14 protein-coding genes and 1 pseudogene are annotated in these 16184 nt (G+C 62.4%); 1 reads left to right on the top strand and 14 read right to left on the bottom strand.

The window, feature by feature from the left end; genetic code table 11:
* Positions 1 to 157: 157 nt before the first annotated feature.
* The 10 genes from ftsH to ybgC all read right to left on the bottom strand — a co-directional run bounded on the left by ftsH (position 158) and on the right by ybgC (position 10569).
* The gene (ftsH, locus tag BQ8482_RS25575; RefSeq protein ID WP_123150135.1) at positions 158 to 2086 is read right to left on the bottom strand and encodes an ATP-dependent zinc metalloprotease FtsH; all 1929 of its coding nucleotides are present in this window, start codon (positions 2084 to 2086) and stop codon (positions 158 to 160) included.
* Between the two features lie 123 nt (positions 2087 to 2209).
* Positions 2210 to 3583, bottom strand: a complete 1374-nt coding sequence (gene tilS / locus BQ8482_RS25570; RefSeq protein ID WP_123150134.1) for a tRNA lysidine(34) synthetase TilS — start codon at positions 3581 to 3583, stop codon at positions 2210 to 2212.
* A 58-nt stretch (positions 3584 to 3641) separates the two neighbouring features.
* Positions 3642 to 4733 (bottom strand): tol-pal system protein YbgF, encoded by a 1092-nt coding sequence (gene ybgF / locus BQ8482_RS25565; protein ID WP_123150133.1) that lies wholly within the window; start codon positions 4731 to 4733, stop codon positions 3642 to 3644.
* Between the two features lie 200 nt (positions 4734 to 4933).
* Complete coding sequence (gene pal / locus BQ8482_RS25560; protein ID WP_123150132.1) at positions 4934 to 5440, bottom strand: peptidoglycan-associated lipoprotein Pal; 507 nt, start codon at positions 5438 to 5440, stop codon at positions 4934 to 4936.
* 242 nt (positions 5441 to 5682) lie between these two features.
* Positions 5683 to 6060 (bottom strand): four helix bundle protein, encoded by a 378-nt coding sequence (locus BQ8482_RS25555; protein ID WP_123150131.1) that lies wholly within the window; start codon positions 6058 to 6060, stop codon positions 5683 to 5685.
* Between the two features lie 46 nt (positions 6061 to 6106).
* Complete coding sequence (gene tolB / locus BQ8482_RS25550) at positions 6107 to 7390, bottom strand: Tol-Pal system beta propeller repeat protein TolB (RefSeq protein WP_244602968.1); 1284 nt, start codon at positions 7388 to 7390, stop codon at positions 6107 to 6109.
* A gap of 67 nt (positions 7391 to 7457) precedes the next feature.
* Complete coding sequence (gene tolA, locus BQ8482_RS25545) at positions 7458 to 8615, bottom strand: cell envelope integrity protein TolA (RefSeq protein ID WP_123150129.1); 1158 nt, start codon at positions 8613 to 8615, stop codon at positions 7458 to 7460.
* A gap of 8 nt (positions 8616 to 8623) precedes the next feature.
* Positions 8624 to 9082 carry an ExbD/TolR family protein gene (locus BQ8482_RS25540; RefSeq protein WP_077375321.1) on the bottom strand — a complete coding sequence of 153 codons (459 nt, stop codon included), beginning with the start codon at positions 9080 to 9082 and terminating at the stop codon, positions 8624 to 8626.
* A gap of 9 nt (positions 9083 to 9091) precedes the next feature.
* Positions 9092 to 9802, bottom strand: a complete 711-nt coding sequence (tolQ, locus tag BQ8482_RS25535) for a protein TolQ (protein ID WP_123150128.1) — start codon at positions 9800 to 9802, stop codon at positions 9092 to 9094.
* A 293-nt stretch (positions 9803 to 10095) separates the two neighbouring features.
* The gene (gene ybgC / locus BQ8482_RS25530; RefSeq protein WP_123150127.1) at positions 10096 to 10569 is read right to left on the bottom strand and encodes a tol-pal system-associated acyl-CoA thioesterase; all 474 of its coding nucleotides are present in this window, start codon (positions 10567 to 10569) and stop codon (positions 10096 to 10098) included.
* Between the two features lie 133 nt (positions 10570 to 10702).
* On the opposite strand from ybgC, the pseudogene BQ8482_RS25525 reads away from it, so the two are divergent.
* Positions 10703 to 11954: pseudogene (locus tag BQ8482_RS25525) on the top strand (glycoside hydrolase family 5 protein).
* 3 nt (positions 11955 to 11957) lie between these two features.
* Here BQ8482_RS25525 and BQ8482_RS25520 read toward each other — a convergent pair.
* The 4 genes from BQ8482_RS25520 to ruvA all read right to left on the bottom strand — a co-directional run bounded on the left by BQ8482_RS25520 (position 11958) and on the right by ruvA (position 16181).
* A complete protein-coding gene (locus tag BQ8482_RS25520; RefSeq protein ID WP_123150126.1) occupies positions 11958 to 12866 on the bottom strand; it encodes a metallophosphoesterase in 909 nt (302 codons plus the stop codon).
* Positions 12867 to 13165: 299 nt separating this feature from the next.
* Positions 13166 to 14188, bottom strand: a complete 1023-nt coding sequence (locus tag BQ8482_RS25515; RefSeq protein ID WP_123150125.1) for a heme-binding protein — start codon at positions 14186 to 14188, stop codon at positions 13166 to 13168.
* A 291-nt stretch (positions 14189 to 14479) separates the two neighbouring features.
* On the bottom strand, positions 14480 to 15517 hold the full coding sequence (gene ruvB / locus BQ8482_RS25510) for a Holliday junction branch migration DNA helicase RuvB (RefSeq protein WP_123150124.1): 1038 nt from the start codon (positions 15515 to 15517) through the stop codon (positions 14480 to 14482).
* Positions 15518 to 15560: 43 nt separating this feature from the next.
* Positions 15561 to 16181 carry a Holliday junction branch migration protein RuvA gene (ruvA, locus tag BQ8482_RS25505; protein ID WP_123150123.1) on the bottom strand — a complete coding sequence of 207 codons (621 nt, stop codon included), beginning with the start codon at positions 16179 to 16181 and terminating at the stop codon, positions 15561 to 15563.
* Between the last annotated feature and the right edge of the window lie 3 nt (positions 16182 to 16184).

The following is a 16184-nucleotide window of genomic DNA, read 5'->3' as shown; positions in this document are numbered from 1 at the left end:
CACAAGGGGGGAGATTAGCCGCCATGCCGGCTTTCGCCAATCGCCAACTGCGGGTGCGCGGTCGCGGACAACTCCGGTAGTCCTCTCCAACCTCCTGAACAGAAAACGCCGCGGTCCAGGCCGCGGCGTTTTCGAAATCAATCTTCTGAGCCGGACCCTAGCTTGACGGCTGAGGCTCCATGCCGCCTTCGGGCTCCGGGCCCTTCTTGCGGCGGCTACCGGACTTCGGCACGGCCGAGCCACGGCTCGGTGGCGTGTCGTCGCCGAGATCGCGAGCGGGCTTGTGGCCGGCGATCAACTGCTTGATCTCCTCGCCGGACAGCGTCTCGTATTCCAAAAGCCCCTGCGCCAGCGCGATCCATTCCTTCTTCTTCTTGGTCAGGACGGATTTCGCCGTCGAATAGGCCTCGTCGATCAGCCGGCGCACTTCGGCGTCGATGATCTGCGCCGTCTCTTCCGAGACGTTCTGCGTGCGCGCCACCGAATGGCCGAGGAAGACCTCTTCCTGGTTATCGCCATAGGCGACATGGCCGAGCTTGTCGGAGAAGCCCCAGCGCGTGACCATGGCGCGTGCCAGCTTGGTTGCCTGCTCGATGTCCGAGGAGGCACCCGAGGTGATGTTCTCCTTGCCGAACTTGAACTCCTCGGCGACGCGGCCACCCATCATGATGGCGAGGCGCGAGATCATGTATTTGTAGCTCATCGAATAGCGGTCGCCTTCCGGCAGCTGCATGACCATGCCAAGCGCCCGGCCACGCGGGATGATGGTCGCCTTGTGCAGCGGATCGGCCGAAGGCACGTTCAGCGCCAGGATGGCGTGGCCGGCCTCGTGATAGGCGGTGAGTTCCTTCTCGGCCTGGGTCATGGCCGACGAGCGGCGCTCGGCGCCCATCATGATCTTGTCCTTGGCGTCCTCGAACTCGGCCATGGTGACAAGGCGCTTGTTGCGCCGCGCCGCCATCAGGGCGGATTCATTGACGAGGTTCATCAGATCCGCGCCGGAAAAGCCCGGCGTGCCGCGTGCGATCACCTTGAGGTCGACGTTCGGCGCCAGCGGCACGTTGCGCACATGCACCTTCAGTATCTTCTCGCGGCCGACGATGTCGGGATTCGGCACCACCACCTGGCGGTCGAAACGGCCGGGCCTGAGCAGCGCCGGATCGAGCACGTCCGGCCGGTTGGTGGCGGCGATCAGGATGATGCTTTCGTTGGATTCGAAGCCGTCCATTTCGACCAGCAACTGGTTCAGCGTCTGCTCGCGTTCGTCGTTGCCGCCGCCGAGGCCGGCGCCGCGATGGCGGCCGACCGCGTCGATTTCGTCGATGAAGATGATGCAGGGCGCGTTCTTCTTGGCCTGGTCGAACATGTCGCGGACGCGGCTGGCGCCAACGCCGACGAACATCTCGACAAAGTCCGAGCCGGAAATGGTGAAGAACGGCACGTTGGCCTCACCGGCGACCGAACGGGCAAGCAGCGTCTTGCCGGTTCCGGGAGGGCCGACGAGCAGCACACCGCGCGGGATCTTGCCGCCAAGCCGCTGGAACTTCTGCGGATCACGCAAAAATTCGACGATCTCTTCCAGATCTTGCTTGGCTTCGTCGACGCCGGCGACGTCCTGGAAGGTGACGCGGCCATGCGCTTCGGTCAAAAGCTTGGCCTTCGACTTGCCGAAACCCATGGCGCGGCCGGAGCCGGACTGCATCTGGCGCATGAAGAATATCCAGACGCCAAGGATGAGGATCATCGGCAGCCAGGAGATGAGATAACCGAACAGCGAATTAGAACCGTCGGATTCGGGGCGCGCGTTGATGGTGACGTTCTTGTCCTGGAGTCTCGAAACCAGCGACGGATCACCCGGCGAATAGGTCTGGAAGCCGGTAGAGGTGTCGGTATAAGTGCCCGAGATGCGGGCACCCGCGATCGTCACCGTCTTGACCCGGCCGGCCGCGACATCCTGCAGGAACTGCGAATATGGGACGTCACTCGCTGCTCCGCGCGTCTGCGGCGTCTGGAACAGATTGAAGAGAGCGATGAGCAGGACCGCTATGATCGCCCAGAGCGCGAGATTGCGATAATTCGGATTCATCAATTGTCCCGTTGGCGTCCGCTGGCGGACACGCGTCGTGAGAGGAAACTTGGGTCTAACATAGGGATGGCGCCTTCCCTTGCCAAGCAGAACAGCATGTCGCGGTTAAGCTTTCGCCCATCATCAACCGGCAGTGTGGCCGCTGAAAGGCGGGGCAGGAAGAAGCGGCGCGCCGATCAGCGCGGCGACAGTTCCGGCCGGCGCCAGGTCGAAGGACGGCAGGAAGCGGGCAAAGGGCGCGACGACCGGGCATACCGCTGTTCGTGGCAAGACCGGGCTGTCCTGCGCCGGACCAGGGCACTCGCCAAGATATTCGCTTGCGCGCCACAGCACCGGCTCGGCCGCCAGAGCCGCGCGGACAAGGCTTGGCGGCGTGCCGTCTTCGGCAGTTGCCAGTTTTGCGGCACGAGCCGCGCCGAGCGGCGCGATCAATAATGCACCTGACTCGTCGCCCAATTTGATCCTCCGGCGGCCGTCCCAGAGGGCATTGTCCACGGCAGGAGCAGCAGGCGGCAGGTTGCGGGTTTCGCGACGCAGGAAGATGCCGGCACGCCGTGCATCGACCACCGTCCGCGACAATGTGGCGCAAAATGGCGCGGCCCTCAGCCGGTCGAGCAGCGCCTCGCTGCGAGCCTTGTCGGGCAGAAAGGCAGCGCCGCCGACAGTCGCCAGCAGGATGCGCAGCGCATAGACGGCCGCCGGTTCGTCGCCGGCCGTCGCAAAACCCGGATCGAGACGGATAAGGCCATCGGCGGGGCTGCTGGCAAAGCCACGGATCAGCGCGGCGGCGCGATGGCCAAGCTGTTCGCGCTCGACCGCAGCCCGCGCGGCCAGCGCCACCGCATCTTCCACGCGCTGCGCATTATTGCTGTCGGCAAGCGCTGCGCGGATACGCGGCCGCTCGAAAGCCTCGTCTTCATTGGTCGGGTCTTCGGCCCAGCCGACATTTGCGCGCCGCAAAACATCGCGCAGCGCCGCACGTCGTGTGCCGAGAAGCGGCCGTGCGATCCAGATCCGCCAATCATAGAGAGTGGCCGGTGCCATGCCGGCAAGGCCTCGCCCCTCTTCGCGTGCCCCATAGCCGCGCACGCGCCGCATCAGCACGGTCTCGGCCTGGTCGTCGGCAGTGTGGCCGGTCAGGATCAAGCCGATTCCTTCCGCCTGCGCTGCCTCGGCCAGCAGCCGGTAGCGGGCCTCTCGCGCGGCAGCCGGCAGGCCGGTCGACGGCTTGCGCCCGGACCAGACCAGGGTGCGGTGGGCAATGCCGCGCTCGGCACAAAGCCTGGCCACGGCTTGCGCTTCCGCTGCCGAGCCCGGCCGCAAACCGTGATCGATCGTCACGGCCAGCAATTTCGTTGCGGGCGCGGTACGGTCGAGGTGATCCTTGAGGAGAAGGAGAAGGGCGGTCGAGTCGCTGCCGCCGGACACGGCCGCAACAGCGCCGTTCGTAAAATCGATCTGCGAAAAAACCGAAAGGTCAGGCTCGGTTTCGAGCATCAATGCATGTCGCCCAAAAGTGGCCCCGGTTCAGGGGCAACGACATGCAGGAAAAAAACTAGCACGCCGCGAGCGCCCTTTCCTGCTTGACGCGTTCCTTGAGCGTGCCGGAAACGTTGGGATAGCGCTTGCCGATCTCGCCGAAAGTGGCGCAGGCCACGTCGCGCTGGTTCAAGCCGACCAGCGAGACACCGAGCTTCAGCAGCATGTCGGGAGCCTTCTTGGCCTTCGGATAGTCCTTGCTGGCGGCGAGGAAAGTCTCGGCCGCGTCGCGGTATTTCTGCTGGCCGAGCAGCGACTCACCCAGCCAGTAATGCGCGTCCGCCGTCTTGGCGTCCTTAGGGAAGCGGGCGATGTGGTCGCGAAAACCCTGTTCGGCAGTGCTGTAGTCGCCCGACAAGATGAACTGATAGGAATTGCGGTAAAGCTCCTCCGGGTCGTCGGTGGCGGGCAGCGCCGCAACCACTGTATCGTCGGACTTGCCGGACTGCGTGCCGGCGGCTTGGTCGGCTTGGCCACCGGGTACGGGGGCGGTGTTCTGCGCCGGTGCATTTGCCTGCGTGTTGCCGTCGGCGTCGATCACATTGCCATTCTTGTCGACGGTGATGGTGCCGAACGTCTTCGGCGGCGTGCCCGGGATCACCGTGCCGGGTTCACCCGTCGGCGATTCGACGATGACCTCACCGCTCTGGCCGTCGGCGGGCGGTGTGCGTGCATCGGCCGGCGCGTGCGTCGCCGGAGCCTCGGCGACGCTGCTGTCGGGGTTGGTGGTGGCGTCCGACTTTTTCTGCTCGGCTGGTTGCTGCGCGCCTTGCGAACCGCCTTCCAGCTGCTGGAAGCGAAACTCGTTGTCTTCCTGCTGCTTGCGGATCTGCTCCTGCATCTGCAGCACCTGGAAGTTGAGCTCCTCAATCTTGCCGTTCATTTGCCGGAGTTGTTCCTCCAGCGCGGTAGTGCCGGTGCCATCCTGCGCGAATTGAACCTGATCCTGTTTCTTCCTCTCCCCGAAGATGCCGGGCAGCTTGATCGTTGGCAAATTGAAGGAAAATCCGCCTTTCGGCGGGTGTTGCTCGTTGCCGCTTGCCGGGGCAGCGACGCTTGATACGAGCAGCAGCGCGAGCGTGCCGCTCAAGACCGATCTGAAATGCATGTGCCTCTCGCCGTGAAATTGTTTGCCTGTTACATGCCTTCCGATCGGAGTGGACCGTCAGGCGCTCGGCTTTTACCAGGACGCAGGACTTCGGCCAAATTTTGTTTCAAGTCCCATATCCGGGCGTCGGACACGAAAAAGGCGGCCGCGGCCGCCTTTCGCACCTATGTGTTGCATTTCTGCCGATCAGGAATTGCCGATCAAGAACCGGCGCCGCTGATCGTGGTGACGGCGCGGCGGTTCTGCGACCAGCAGGAGATGTCGTCGCAAACCGCGACCGGACGCTCCTTGCCGTAGGAAATGGTCTTCAGGCGCTGGGCGGAGACACCCCTGGCGACGAGGAAGTCGCGGGTGGCGGCGGCACGGCGGGCGCCGAGCGCCAGATTGTATTCGCGCGTGCCGCGCTCGTCGGCATGGCCTTCGATGACGATGCCATACTGCCTATACTGGTTCAGCCACTGCGCCTGGCGCGAAAGCGTCGTCTGCGCGTCGGCGCGGATCGAGGACGAATCCGTGTCGAAGAAGATGCGGTCGCCGATGTTGACGGTGAAGTCCTGGGCCGATCCGGGCGTTGCCGCCCCGGCGCCACTGAGACCAAGATCGGCGGCGCTGTTCAGGTTCTTCTTCGAGGCGCAACCGGCGATGGCGAGCAACGCCACCAGCGCGATCATCGCCGGGTTTCTGGTAAGTGCTGCGATACGGCCCATGCCGCCTCTCCTTCGCAATTCGAGTGATTTCGTTGATCGTCCAGTAACCACGTTTGGGTTAACCGGCGTTCAAGAAACACGGTTAAAATTTGGTTTCGGCTGCCGTCCGCAGCCGTTTTGCCAGACGCCACCAGAGGGGCAACAATGTGCGCGGACCCTAGGCGGAAATGCGGCTAAAACGCGACCAAGCCGTGGAAAGAGCGAATTGAAGAGTTGAGGAATCGAGGAACTGAAGAGAGAGGTCACTTTAGCTTCTCTCTCAGATTCACCAGCATTCCATAGATGTAAGCATAGGATTGCAGCCATTCGTCGCGGAGCGCTTGTGTGATGTATCCAAGGTCGAACGCGTACGAAATCCACGTCTCCACTTCGCTGCACGACCCCATAGCCATCGAAATGAAACGTGCGAATTCGAGCTTGGAGTGGGTCTGTTTGGCAAATCCCTCAGCCAAATTGGCGCAGATTCCCTTGCTGGAACGACGCAATTGATCGGCCAGTGCGTACTGCTCCATTTTCGGGAAAGCAAGCGTGGCTCCGTGCACGTCCAGAGAAACCGCATAAGCGCGCTTATAGACCTCTAGATCCCTCGCTCGCTTAATATAGCTTCCCGTTTTCTCCATCTCTTCAATTCTTCATCTCTTCAATTCTTCATTTCTCCAATTCCTCTCACTCGAGCAGCGGCGACCAGGCCGGGTCCGATGCGAAATTCGCGGTCGGGATCGACTGTTCGTTGCGGCCGGTGAGATCGACCGAAACGAGTTTCGGCCCGCCGGCTGAATCGCGGAAGAACATCAGCACCCGGCCGTTGGGCGCCCAGGTCGGCCCCTCCTGCTGGAAGCCGGTTGAGAGGATGCGCTCGCCCGAACCGTCGACGCGCATGACGCCGATCTGGAACTCGCCGGCAGTCTGCTTGGTGAAGGCGATGAGATCGCCACGCGGCGACCACACCGGCGTCGAATAGACGCCATCGCCGAAGGAGATGCGGGTCTGGCCCGAACCGTCGGCGCCCATCACATAGATCTGCGCGCGGCCGCCGCGGTCGGAGGTGAACACCACCTTGCTGCCATCCGGAGAATAGGATGGCGACGTGTCGATGGCCGTCGAATTGGTGAGCCTTGTCGTCGAGCGGCTCCTCAAATCCATGGCGAAGATGTTGGAATTGCCGTCGTCGCGCAGCAGGCTCATGATCACCTTCTGGCCGTCGGGCGAGAAGCGCGGCGCAAAGGTCATGCCGGGAAAGTCGCCGACCAGTTCGCGCTGCCCGGTCTCGATCTGCAGCAGATAGACCTTCGGCTGGCCGCTTTCATAGGACATGTAGGTGATTTCCTGCCGGTTTGGCGAGAAACGCGGGGTCAGCACGATCGACCTGCCATCCGACAAGTAGCGGATATTGGCGCCGTCCTGGTCCATGATGGCGAGGCGCTTCTTGCGCGCGTTCTTTGCGCCCGATTCGTCGATGAAGACGACGCGCGTGTCGAAATAGCCCTTCTCGCCGGTCAGCCGCTCATAGATGGCGTCGGCGATGATATGGGCGACACGCCTCGTATTGGCGTCGTTGGCGAAGAACTGCTCGCCGGACATCTGCTGGCCGGCAAACGTATCCCACAGCCTGTACTGGGCGCGGACGCGGCCATCGGCCTCCTTGCTGACGCTGCCGGTGACCAGCGCCTGGGCATTGATCACTTTCCAGTCCTCGAAACGGGGCGTGGCATCCGGATTGGAGATCTTTTCTATGAAGGCGCTCTTGTCGATCGGCGCGAACAGGCCGGAGCGTTTCAGGTCTGCGCTGACGATGCCCGAAATCTCCGCACCCAGCGCATCGCCACCTTGAAAGTCGGTGATGGCGATCGGCAGCGGCTCTACATTGCCTTTGTTGACGTTGAGCTCAACGAGCGCCCGCGCCGGCAAGGTGGCGGCGGCAGTCATGCCCAGCGCCATCGCTATGATCATCAGGAGCGGCTGGAGGATGGATTTCATGTCTTCTCGCTTCTCTTTAATATTCTACGGGGCGCCAGGCCTATAGGCCCAGCATCTCCCTCGGATCGAACGTGACCCGGACGTCGGCCCAGATGTCTTGTTTGCCTGCGGGAACCTGCAGGCCGGCCACATCGCATTTCTGAACCGCGCGCACGGCACTTTCGTCGAACGGGCGGTTTCCGCTCGACTTTTCGACAGATGGCCGTCCGTCCAGCTTGCCGGAGGCGTCCAGGTTGAACCGGACTACGACGATGAAATTCTCGGAACCCTCGAGCCCTACCGGCAGGGTCCAGCAACCACCGAGCTGTGCCTCCAACGCGCCCTGCTCCGACCTCGAGAGCTTCTGGCCCTGATCCTTGTCCCCACCGAGCGATGCCTGCTGGGTCGAGCGCTTGGCGCCGCCGCCGGACGGCTTCCGCTTGTCGAGCAGCGCCGAAATCTCGTCGGCGTTGAACTGCTTGTCTTCAGATTTCGGCTTGGACGAAGCTTCCTTGACCGGCTTGTCGGCGTCCTTGCGCTCGGGCGCCTTAGCGCTTTCGGCCTGAGCCGGCTGCGGCTTCGGCCGCGCCTGCGGGGCCGGCGCAGAGTCCGGAAGCTGCGTCGTCTCGGTTGGCGGCTCCTTGGCGATGGCCTCGGCGACGGCGTCCGGCTTGACCTTATGCTGCGGGTCGATGGCGGCGGTCTTGTCTTGCGGCGGCGTCGGCGCCGGTTCCTTGGCCGGTGTCGGTTTTGGCTCCGCCTGCTTGACCGGCTCGGGCTTGACCTCTTCCTTCGGCTGCGGCACCGGCGCCACTTCCGTTGCGGGAATCGGCTTCGGCTTTTCCTGCGGCTTCGGCACGTCCTCGGCCTTCGGCTTCTCGGTCGGCGTCGGCGCAGGCGGCGGCGCCTCCGCCTTATCGACTGGCTGGGGCTTGGGTTCCGGCGTCGGCGGCTTGTCGGTATCGACGCTGTTCTCGCCGACCGTCTGCGCGTCGGCCACGATGTCCGGACGCTGGGTCGGCAATGGAGTAGGCTTTTCGCTCACCGCAGCTTTCTTGTCGCCTTTCTGTATCTGCGCGATCGCTTCCATCGGCACGATCTCGACTGCGACCGACTCGACTTCGGACGACGGAAGTGCAGCCGGCGCCGACAGCGTGAACAGCCCGAAGGCGATCGCCGTCGCATGCAAGATCACCGATGTGGTGAGGCCGGTCCGCATGTTCTTGTCTACTGGTCCTGTTCCTGCAGCGAGATGAGACTCATATTCTTGTAGCCAGCGGCTTGGACACGGGCCATGACCTGCAGAGCCGCTCCATAATTGGTTGCCTTGTCGGCGCGAAAGAAGATGCGCTCGTCATAGCCGGTCTTCGAGATCGCCTGCAGCTTTGCCACCAGTTCCTCGATCGGGATCTCGGTCTTCTGGATGTAAATCTGGCCGGCGGAGTTGATGGATACCTCGATCGGTTGCGTGTCGGCCGCAATCGCCTTGGCCTGTGTTTCCGGCAGGTCGACCGGAACGCCGACCGTCAGCAGTGGCGCCGCGACCATGAAGATGATCAACAGCACCAGCATCACGTCGACCATCGGTGTGACGTTGATCTCCGATATCATCGCGTGATGGCGGCCGCGCCGCCTGTGGCCACGACCACCGCGTCCTCCGCCACCCGCGCCTACAGACATTCCCATGATTGTTCCTCAGGTCTTCTGCGCGACTTTTTCATCGATTTGGCGCGAGAGTATGGCGGAGAACTCGTCCGCGAACCCTTCCATGCGCACAGCGATCTTGCTCGCGTCCGACGACAGTTTGTTGTAGGCGATGACGGCGGGGATAGCCGCGAGCAGGCCTATTGCCGTAGCCAGCAGCGCCTCGGCAATGCCGGGTGCGACCACCGACAGGCTGGTATTCTTGGATGCGGCGATCGCCTGGAACGAGGTCATGATGCCGATCACGGTGCCGAACAGGCCGATGAAGGGCGCCGCCGAGCCGGTGGTGGCGAGAAAGCCAAGCCGTCCTTCCAGTTTTTCCATTTCGCGGGTCAGCGCCAGGTCCATCGCCTTGTCGATGCGGGTCTGCAGGCCAAGCGGCGATTTCGCGCCCTTCTCGAAGCTTTTTTTCCATTCGCGCATGGCGGCGACGAAGATGGCGCTCATGCCTGACGTCTTGCGGTCGGCGAGCGTGCGGTAGAGCTCTTCCAGCGACTGCCCCGACCAGAACACCTGTTCGAAGCGATTGAGCGCGAGCCGCATGCGGCCATAGGCGACGAGCTTGTCGACGATGATCGCCCAGGTCCAGATCGAGGCGCAGAGCAGCCCGATCATGACCAGCTTGACCACCCAGCCGGCCTGTATGAACAGCGCCCAAATCGACAAATGCGCGCCCGGTTCGGCGAGTGCGATATTTTCCATGGTTACGTCCTTAAGATTTTCCGAGCACGGCTGGCAGCTGGCCCATGGGCATCCCTTGTGGTCCGTTCGCGCAAAGCTTGCGGAATAACCCCAAAATGCACCGTTGGCGGCGTTTTCGGGGCAAATCTTGGTGAAAGGAAGGCGCTGGATTCTCCAATCTTCACCACCCTCTTCATGAACCGTTATGGTTAAGGATGGGTTAGGACGGACAGCGCGGCGCATTGCCGCGCCTTGGGCGAGCCGCCCGGCATCGTCGGCGGATCATCGGCGTCAGTAACTTACCGATTTTGAACTTACTGATTTGCCTTGGGCATGAAGGCAGCGATCCATTCCTTCGGAAAACGCCTAGGCCGGCCGTTCTCGCCGATGATCGCCGCCTCGACCCGCGCCTCGACCAGCACCTCGCCGCCGCGCTTCAGCTGCTGCGCCATGAAGATGCGGGCGCCCGAAATGTCCTCGGTGCGCGTCTCGATGGTCAAGACATCGTCCATGCGGGCGGAGCCGCGGAAGTCGATCTCCATGCGCCGCACCACCCAAATTATTTTTTCGCCATGCTTGCCCTCGGCAAGCTCGGTGTGATGGACCCCGGCAAGCCTGAGATAGTCGGAACGGCCGCGCTCAAAGAATTCGAGATAGCGTGCGTGGTAGACGACGCCGGAGAAATCGGTGTCGGCATAATAGACCCGCGCCATCAGCCGGTGGCCGAATTCCGTCAGCGCGCCGGAAAGCCCGGCGCAGAGCGTCGCCGATTCACCATGATCGTCCATTGCGCTTTCCTTTTCGGGCCTGACCGGGCACCTGAAGCGCGACGCGCTTTAGGCAGTTGTTTCCGTGCGTGTCGTTGTCCCAAAACCGCTACACACTTTTGGGCGACACGCATTAGCTTGGCGCATGAACCCGATGGCACTGTTGACGGCGATGATCAAGACCTTGATAGCGGCGCTGCTTGTGCTGGCCGCGCTGGCTCTACCGGGCCAGGCGGCGAGCTTTTCGATGAAGCGCGGCCTCAATCTCGACCAATGGACGACCTGGCCGGGCGAGGACAAATGGGGCGACCGGCGGGCAATCCTGCCCTATCCGGAATGGCGCAAATTCCTCAACGACGATGACCTTAAGGCGCTGAAGAGCGCCGGCTTCGATTTCCTGCGCATGCCGGTCGATCCGTCGCCGTTCCTGTCCGGCGAGACGCTGGCGCTGCGCGACGGCCTCTATGCCAGCGTGCTGGACTCGGTGCGGATGATCAATGATGCCGGGCTGAAGGTGATCGTCGACATGCATCTGATCCCCAGCGGCAGCAGCCGCAAGATCGGCATGGGCGAGGTGATGGACGACCGGAAAGTGCTCGATGCCTATGTCGAAGTGGTGCGCAATATGGCGCGCACGCTGGCCGATGAGGATCCGCGCCAAGTCGCTTTCGAGCCGATGAACGAGCCGGTCGTCGACTGCGAAACCGACGGCACCGGCCTCTGGCCGGAGCGCCAGCAGAAACTGTTCGCGGCGGCGCGTTCATCGGCCACCAAGCTCACCTTGGTCCTGACCGGCGCCTGCTATTCCAATGCGGCATCGCTGGCAAAGATCGATCCAAAGGCGATCCCGGACGACAACATCATCTGGACCTTTCATTCCTACGAGCCGTTCCTGCTGACCCAATCAGGGCGCGACCTGGGCCGGCGATTTCATCCCCTATGTGACCGGCCTGCCCTATCCGCTCAGCGCCGTCCCGCGCGTCCAGCTGGATGCTGCGCTCGATACGATCCGCGCAAGGATCAAGGCCGAGGCGCCATGGCCGCGGCAGAGCGGCCTACTTGCCTATCTCGACGAGCAGGTGGTCAGCATCGACACGGATGAGAAGCTGCTCGGGAAGATGGATGCGCCGTTCACCAGGGTCGAAGCCTGGGCAAAGGCCAACGCCATCAAGCCGGAGAACATCACGCTCGGCGAATTCGGCATGATCCGCCAGGAATACGGCAATGCCCATGTGATTCCGGCCGAATACCGCGCCGCCTATGTCAGGGATATGATCGCGCGCGTGGAAGCCCATGGCTTTGCATGGTCGGTCTGGAGCTATGGCGGCGCCTTGGGCATCATCGAGGCGTTTGATGGCGACAAGGCCGAGCCGGATGTGATGGACGTGGTCAAGTCACTTCATTGACGGTCAGGCTGAACCCAGTTCGATCGAAAGAATCTCTGGGCGCATCCCAAAACGCACCGGCAGGATGCTGAAGCCGAGGCCTCCGGAGACGATCAGGTTGCGGTTCTCCTCCACGACATGGCCATAGGCAAAACGGTTGCCGAAGCGGGATGGCACGACCGGAGAATAGCCGAACAGCCGCACCTGTCCGCCATGGGTATGACCCGAAAGAGTCAACGATACCCGTGACGGGACCTTCGGGAATATGTCGGGCTCATGTGCCAGCAGAATAACGGGAGCCGTGTCGCTTACGCTTGCCAGCGTGCCATGCAGGTCGTCCAATCCTTTGAATCCGCTGCGGCCCCAGGCTTTGCCCGGCCGCAGCGCAAGTTGGTCCGCAAGTCCGGCGACCCAGAAGTTATGCCCGTCCTTTTCGAGGCGAACTGCGTCGTTTTCCAGGACCGGGATGCCGGCGCGCTCGAGCGCCCTTCGCGCGACCGTCGGCCCCAACCCCGCCTTCTGCGCGGAAAGGTCCTCCCACCAGTCGTGATTGCCAAGAATTGACCACACGCCGAGCGGCGCCCTCAGGCCGGACAAGGCCGGCGCCCATTCGGAGGAACCCACCCAGTCCGTAACCAGGCGTGTGCCGGCTGCATAGTCGCCAAGCAGGACAATCAGATCCGGTTGCAGGGTGTTCGCCCGTTCGGCAAGCGACCTGATCCGCTCCGGCGTCATCCATGGCCGGCAAGCATGAATATCGGCGAGAGCGACAACCCGAAGCCGCAATCCTGCAGGCGAGTTTGGCGGGGTTAGTGAATAGCGCTTTACATGCGTCAGCAACATCGGCTCGAGGCCAACCGCATAAGCGCTGAGCGACACCGCCGATAAGAAGGAACCGCCGATGAGGCGCAGGAAGCCACGTCTGGTGATCATCACTCAACTCCGTCGTTCGTGGGACGGTCCCACAGCGCGAAGCGTTAGAGCCCGCAAATGCGCCGGCAAGCTGACCAGGATTAGGAGATTTTGCGCAGCTAAAGCATCGGACCCAAAAGTGGGTACCGGTTTTGGGAAAATCCGGTGCTCAAACATTGAGATAGAGCCCCATCCCGCTGTCGGGATGGACCAGGTTCAAAGCGCGCCGCGTTTGAAAGGATTCATGCGACGCGCTTCAAATGTTTGTTTCCATGCATGTCGTTGCCCCAAAACCGCTGCGCACTTTTGGCCGACATGCATCAGGGCGTGGCTGGCGCCGCTGTCTTCATTGCGTCGGCATCCGCGACCTTCTCCATCGTGTTGATGCTGACATGGGGCCATCTTATCAGGCCCGGCAGACCATCGCGACGCGGGAAGAAATCGAGAAGCACGATTTGCAGATATTGCAGAATGAGGCGCGGCGTTCCCGCGGGCGTCAGCTCGTCCAATTCCATTATCCAGAAAGTCGAAATCATTTCGGCCGCGTTGGCCTGCCTTACGATGAAGGGAATATTGACGATCCCGGCGGTCTCGACAGTCGTGCTGACCTGCAGCTTTGTCGTTCTGGTTACGGTTCCCGGAGCGCCGCCGACAAGAAGCAGATGTGGCTTTACCGGATCGAAACCCGGAAAGGTGGGATCGGCCACAACACCCTTGAACGGAGCGAGATGAAAATGATTGTAGGGCGCCAGATAGGGACTGGTGAGACTCTGATTGACGCCTATCGGCAACCCATTGATTGGCGGAATTGTCGGTGGCCCGTTGGTGACCTCGCCCGCACCCAATGCAAGCAGTGAGTCGCCGTGCGGAATGGTCCCAAGGCGTCCAATGTTGCTGGTTTTCTCTGCCTCATTGGTCATGAACAACCAAAGGCCCGGCTCGTGGTGAATCGTCGTGTTCGGATCTCCCTGCAGGCCGCTCGCCGGAAAATCGTCGGCAAGCAACTGCTCGATCCGTTGCTCGTAATCCAGTGCGACCACGACCTGGTCGGTGTTGATCGAAGTTCCGTTCCTCTGGATGCCGCGATTCTTGACGCCCTTGTCCACCAAAGTGAATTTGAGCACCTCATCATATTGATTGACCAGGAGCCGGTAGTCGATCCCGCTGCCCGATGAAGCGAATGGCAAAGCGATCGCATTCCAGCCGCGCCCCTTCATGCCCGGGTCATTCTTCCACGTTCCAGGAAGTAACTTGAGTACATCGAGATCGCTATCACCCTGTCTGGCGATATCGATGTAGCGGGGTTCTGTCTTAAGCTCGGTCACTCTGCTTGCTGCAATCATAGCTTCCCCCTGCCATATTGAACAATTGACAATATACTTCTTCGCCGCTGTCAGCGGCGCAGAAAGCCAGGACTTCAATGCATATAGTTATGCGTGAGCGCTTAATGCCGCATATTACGCGGTGCCTGAAATAACGCTATACTATTTGAAAAAAGTCAAATCGAAATTTGACTGAACTTCTATGGTTAAGAAATGAGCAGCATGATGAGGATTATAATCCTTGTCAATCATCACCTTGGATCCGACGAAGACACAGAAGCATTCGCGACTGAGAGGCGCCTGCAGACTTCGTCATTCCTCCTGGAACAGGCTGATCTGCTGCTGCGCCAGATCCTTCGGCGCGTCGAGTCCGATATGCCGCCAGGCATTGGCGGTCAGCACGCGGCCGCGCGGCGTGCGCTGAATAAAACCCTGCTGGATCAGATAGGGCTCTATGATGTCCTCGATGGCGTCGCGCGGCTCGGAAAGCCCTGCCGCAATGGTCTCGATGCCGACCGGCCCGCCGCCAAAATTACGCGCGATCATCGAGAGATAGCGGCGGTCGAGCGCGTCGAGGCCGAGCGCGTCGACCTCGAGCCGCGTCAGCGCCTCGTCGGCGATCTGGCAGTCGACATGACCGTCGCCGGCGACGGAGGCAAAATCGCGCACGCGGCGCAACAGCCGGCCGGCGATGCGCGGCGTGCCACGCGCGCGCCGTGCGATCTCCAGCGCGCCATCGTCGCCAAGCGGCATCGCAAGGATGCGGGCGCCGCGCCGCACGATCTGCTCCAGTTCCTCGACCGAGTAGAAATTGAGGCGGACCGGAATGCCGAAGCGGTCGCGCAGCGGGTTGGTCAAGAGGCCGAGCCGGGTGGTTGCGGCGACCAGGGTGAAACGGGCTAGGTCGATCTTGACCGAGCGCGCCGCCGGCCCTTCGCCGATGATCAGGTCGAGCTGGAAATCCTCCATCGCCGGATAGAGGATTTCCTCAACCGCCGGGTTGAGCCGGTGGATCTCGTCGATGAACAGCACGTCGCGGTCTTCGAGATTGGTGAGCAGGGCTGCGAGATCGCCGGCCTTGGCGATGACCGGGCCGGAGGTCGAGCGGAAATTGACGCCGAGCTCGCGCGCCATGATTTGCGCCAGCGTCGTCTTGCCGAGGCCGGGTGGGCCGACGAACAGCACATGGTCGAGCGCCTCGCTGCGGCCCTTTGCGGCCTCGATGAACACTTTGAGATTGGCCCGCACCGCCGTCTGGCCGACGAAGTCGCCGAGCGTCTGCGGCCGCAAGGTCTGCTCGGCGTCCTCGCCGCGCTTGTCGGGAGCAATGAGGCGTGGCGAAAGGCTCATGCCGCCTTCCTTGCACAGGGCAGGGAGCGGGACAAGCGAAGACTCACCGCGCCAGTTCCTTCAGCCCGAAGCGGATCAGCTTCGACGCATCCGCGTCCTCGCCGGCGCTTTTCAGCGCCGCCGCCACCGCATTGGCGGCGGTATCGCGCGAATAGCCGAGATTGACCAGCGCCGAGACGGCGTCGGTGATCGGCGCCGGCGCGACGCCTTCGCCAAGCTCCTGCTTCAGGCCGATGGTGCCGGAGGCAGCGCCCGCAAAGGCCGGCGCCTTGTTCTTCAGTTCGGTGACGATGCGCTCGGCCACCTTCTTGCCGACGCCGGGCGCGCGGCTGACCATGGCAATATCACGCAGCGCGATGGCATTGGCCAGATCGGCCGGCGCCAGCGTCGACAGAATAGCCAGCGCCACCTTGGCGCCGACGCCCTGCACATTGCTCATCAACAGTCGGAACCACTCGCGCTCCAGCACCGACTGGAAACCGTAGAGCCGCAGCATATCCTCGCGCACATAGGTCTCGATGAACAGCACCACCGCCTCGCCGGGTGCCGGCAAAGCGGCCAGCGTGCGCGCCGAGCAGTGGGCGACATAGCCGACGCCGTGCACGTCGATGATGCAGAAATCCTCGTCGATCTCGTCCAGCGTGCCTTTGAGCTTGCCGATCATGTG

Source organism: Mesorhizobium delmotii (genome assembly GCF_900149755.1).
GTDB lineage: Bacteria > Pseudomonadota > Alphaproteobacteria > Rhizobiales > Rhizobiaceae > Mesorhizobium > Mesorhizobium delmotii.
Note: the sequence above shows the minus strand (reverse complement) of the source record. Positions and strands in the feature narration are given on the sequence as shown.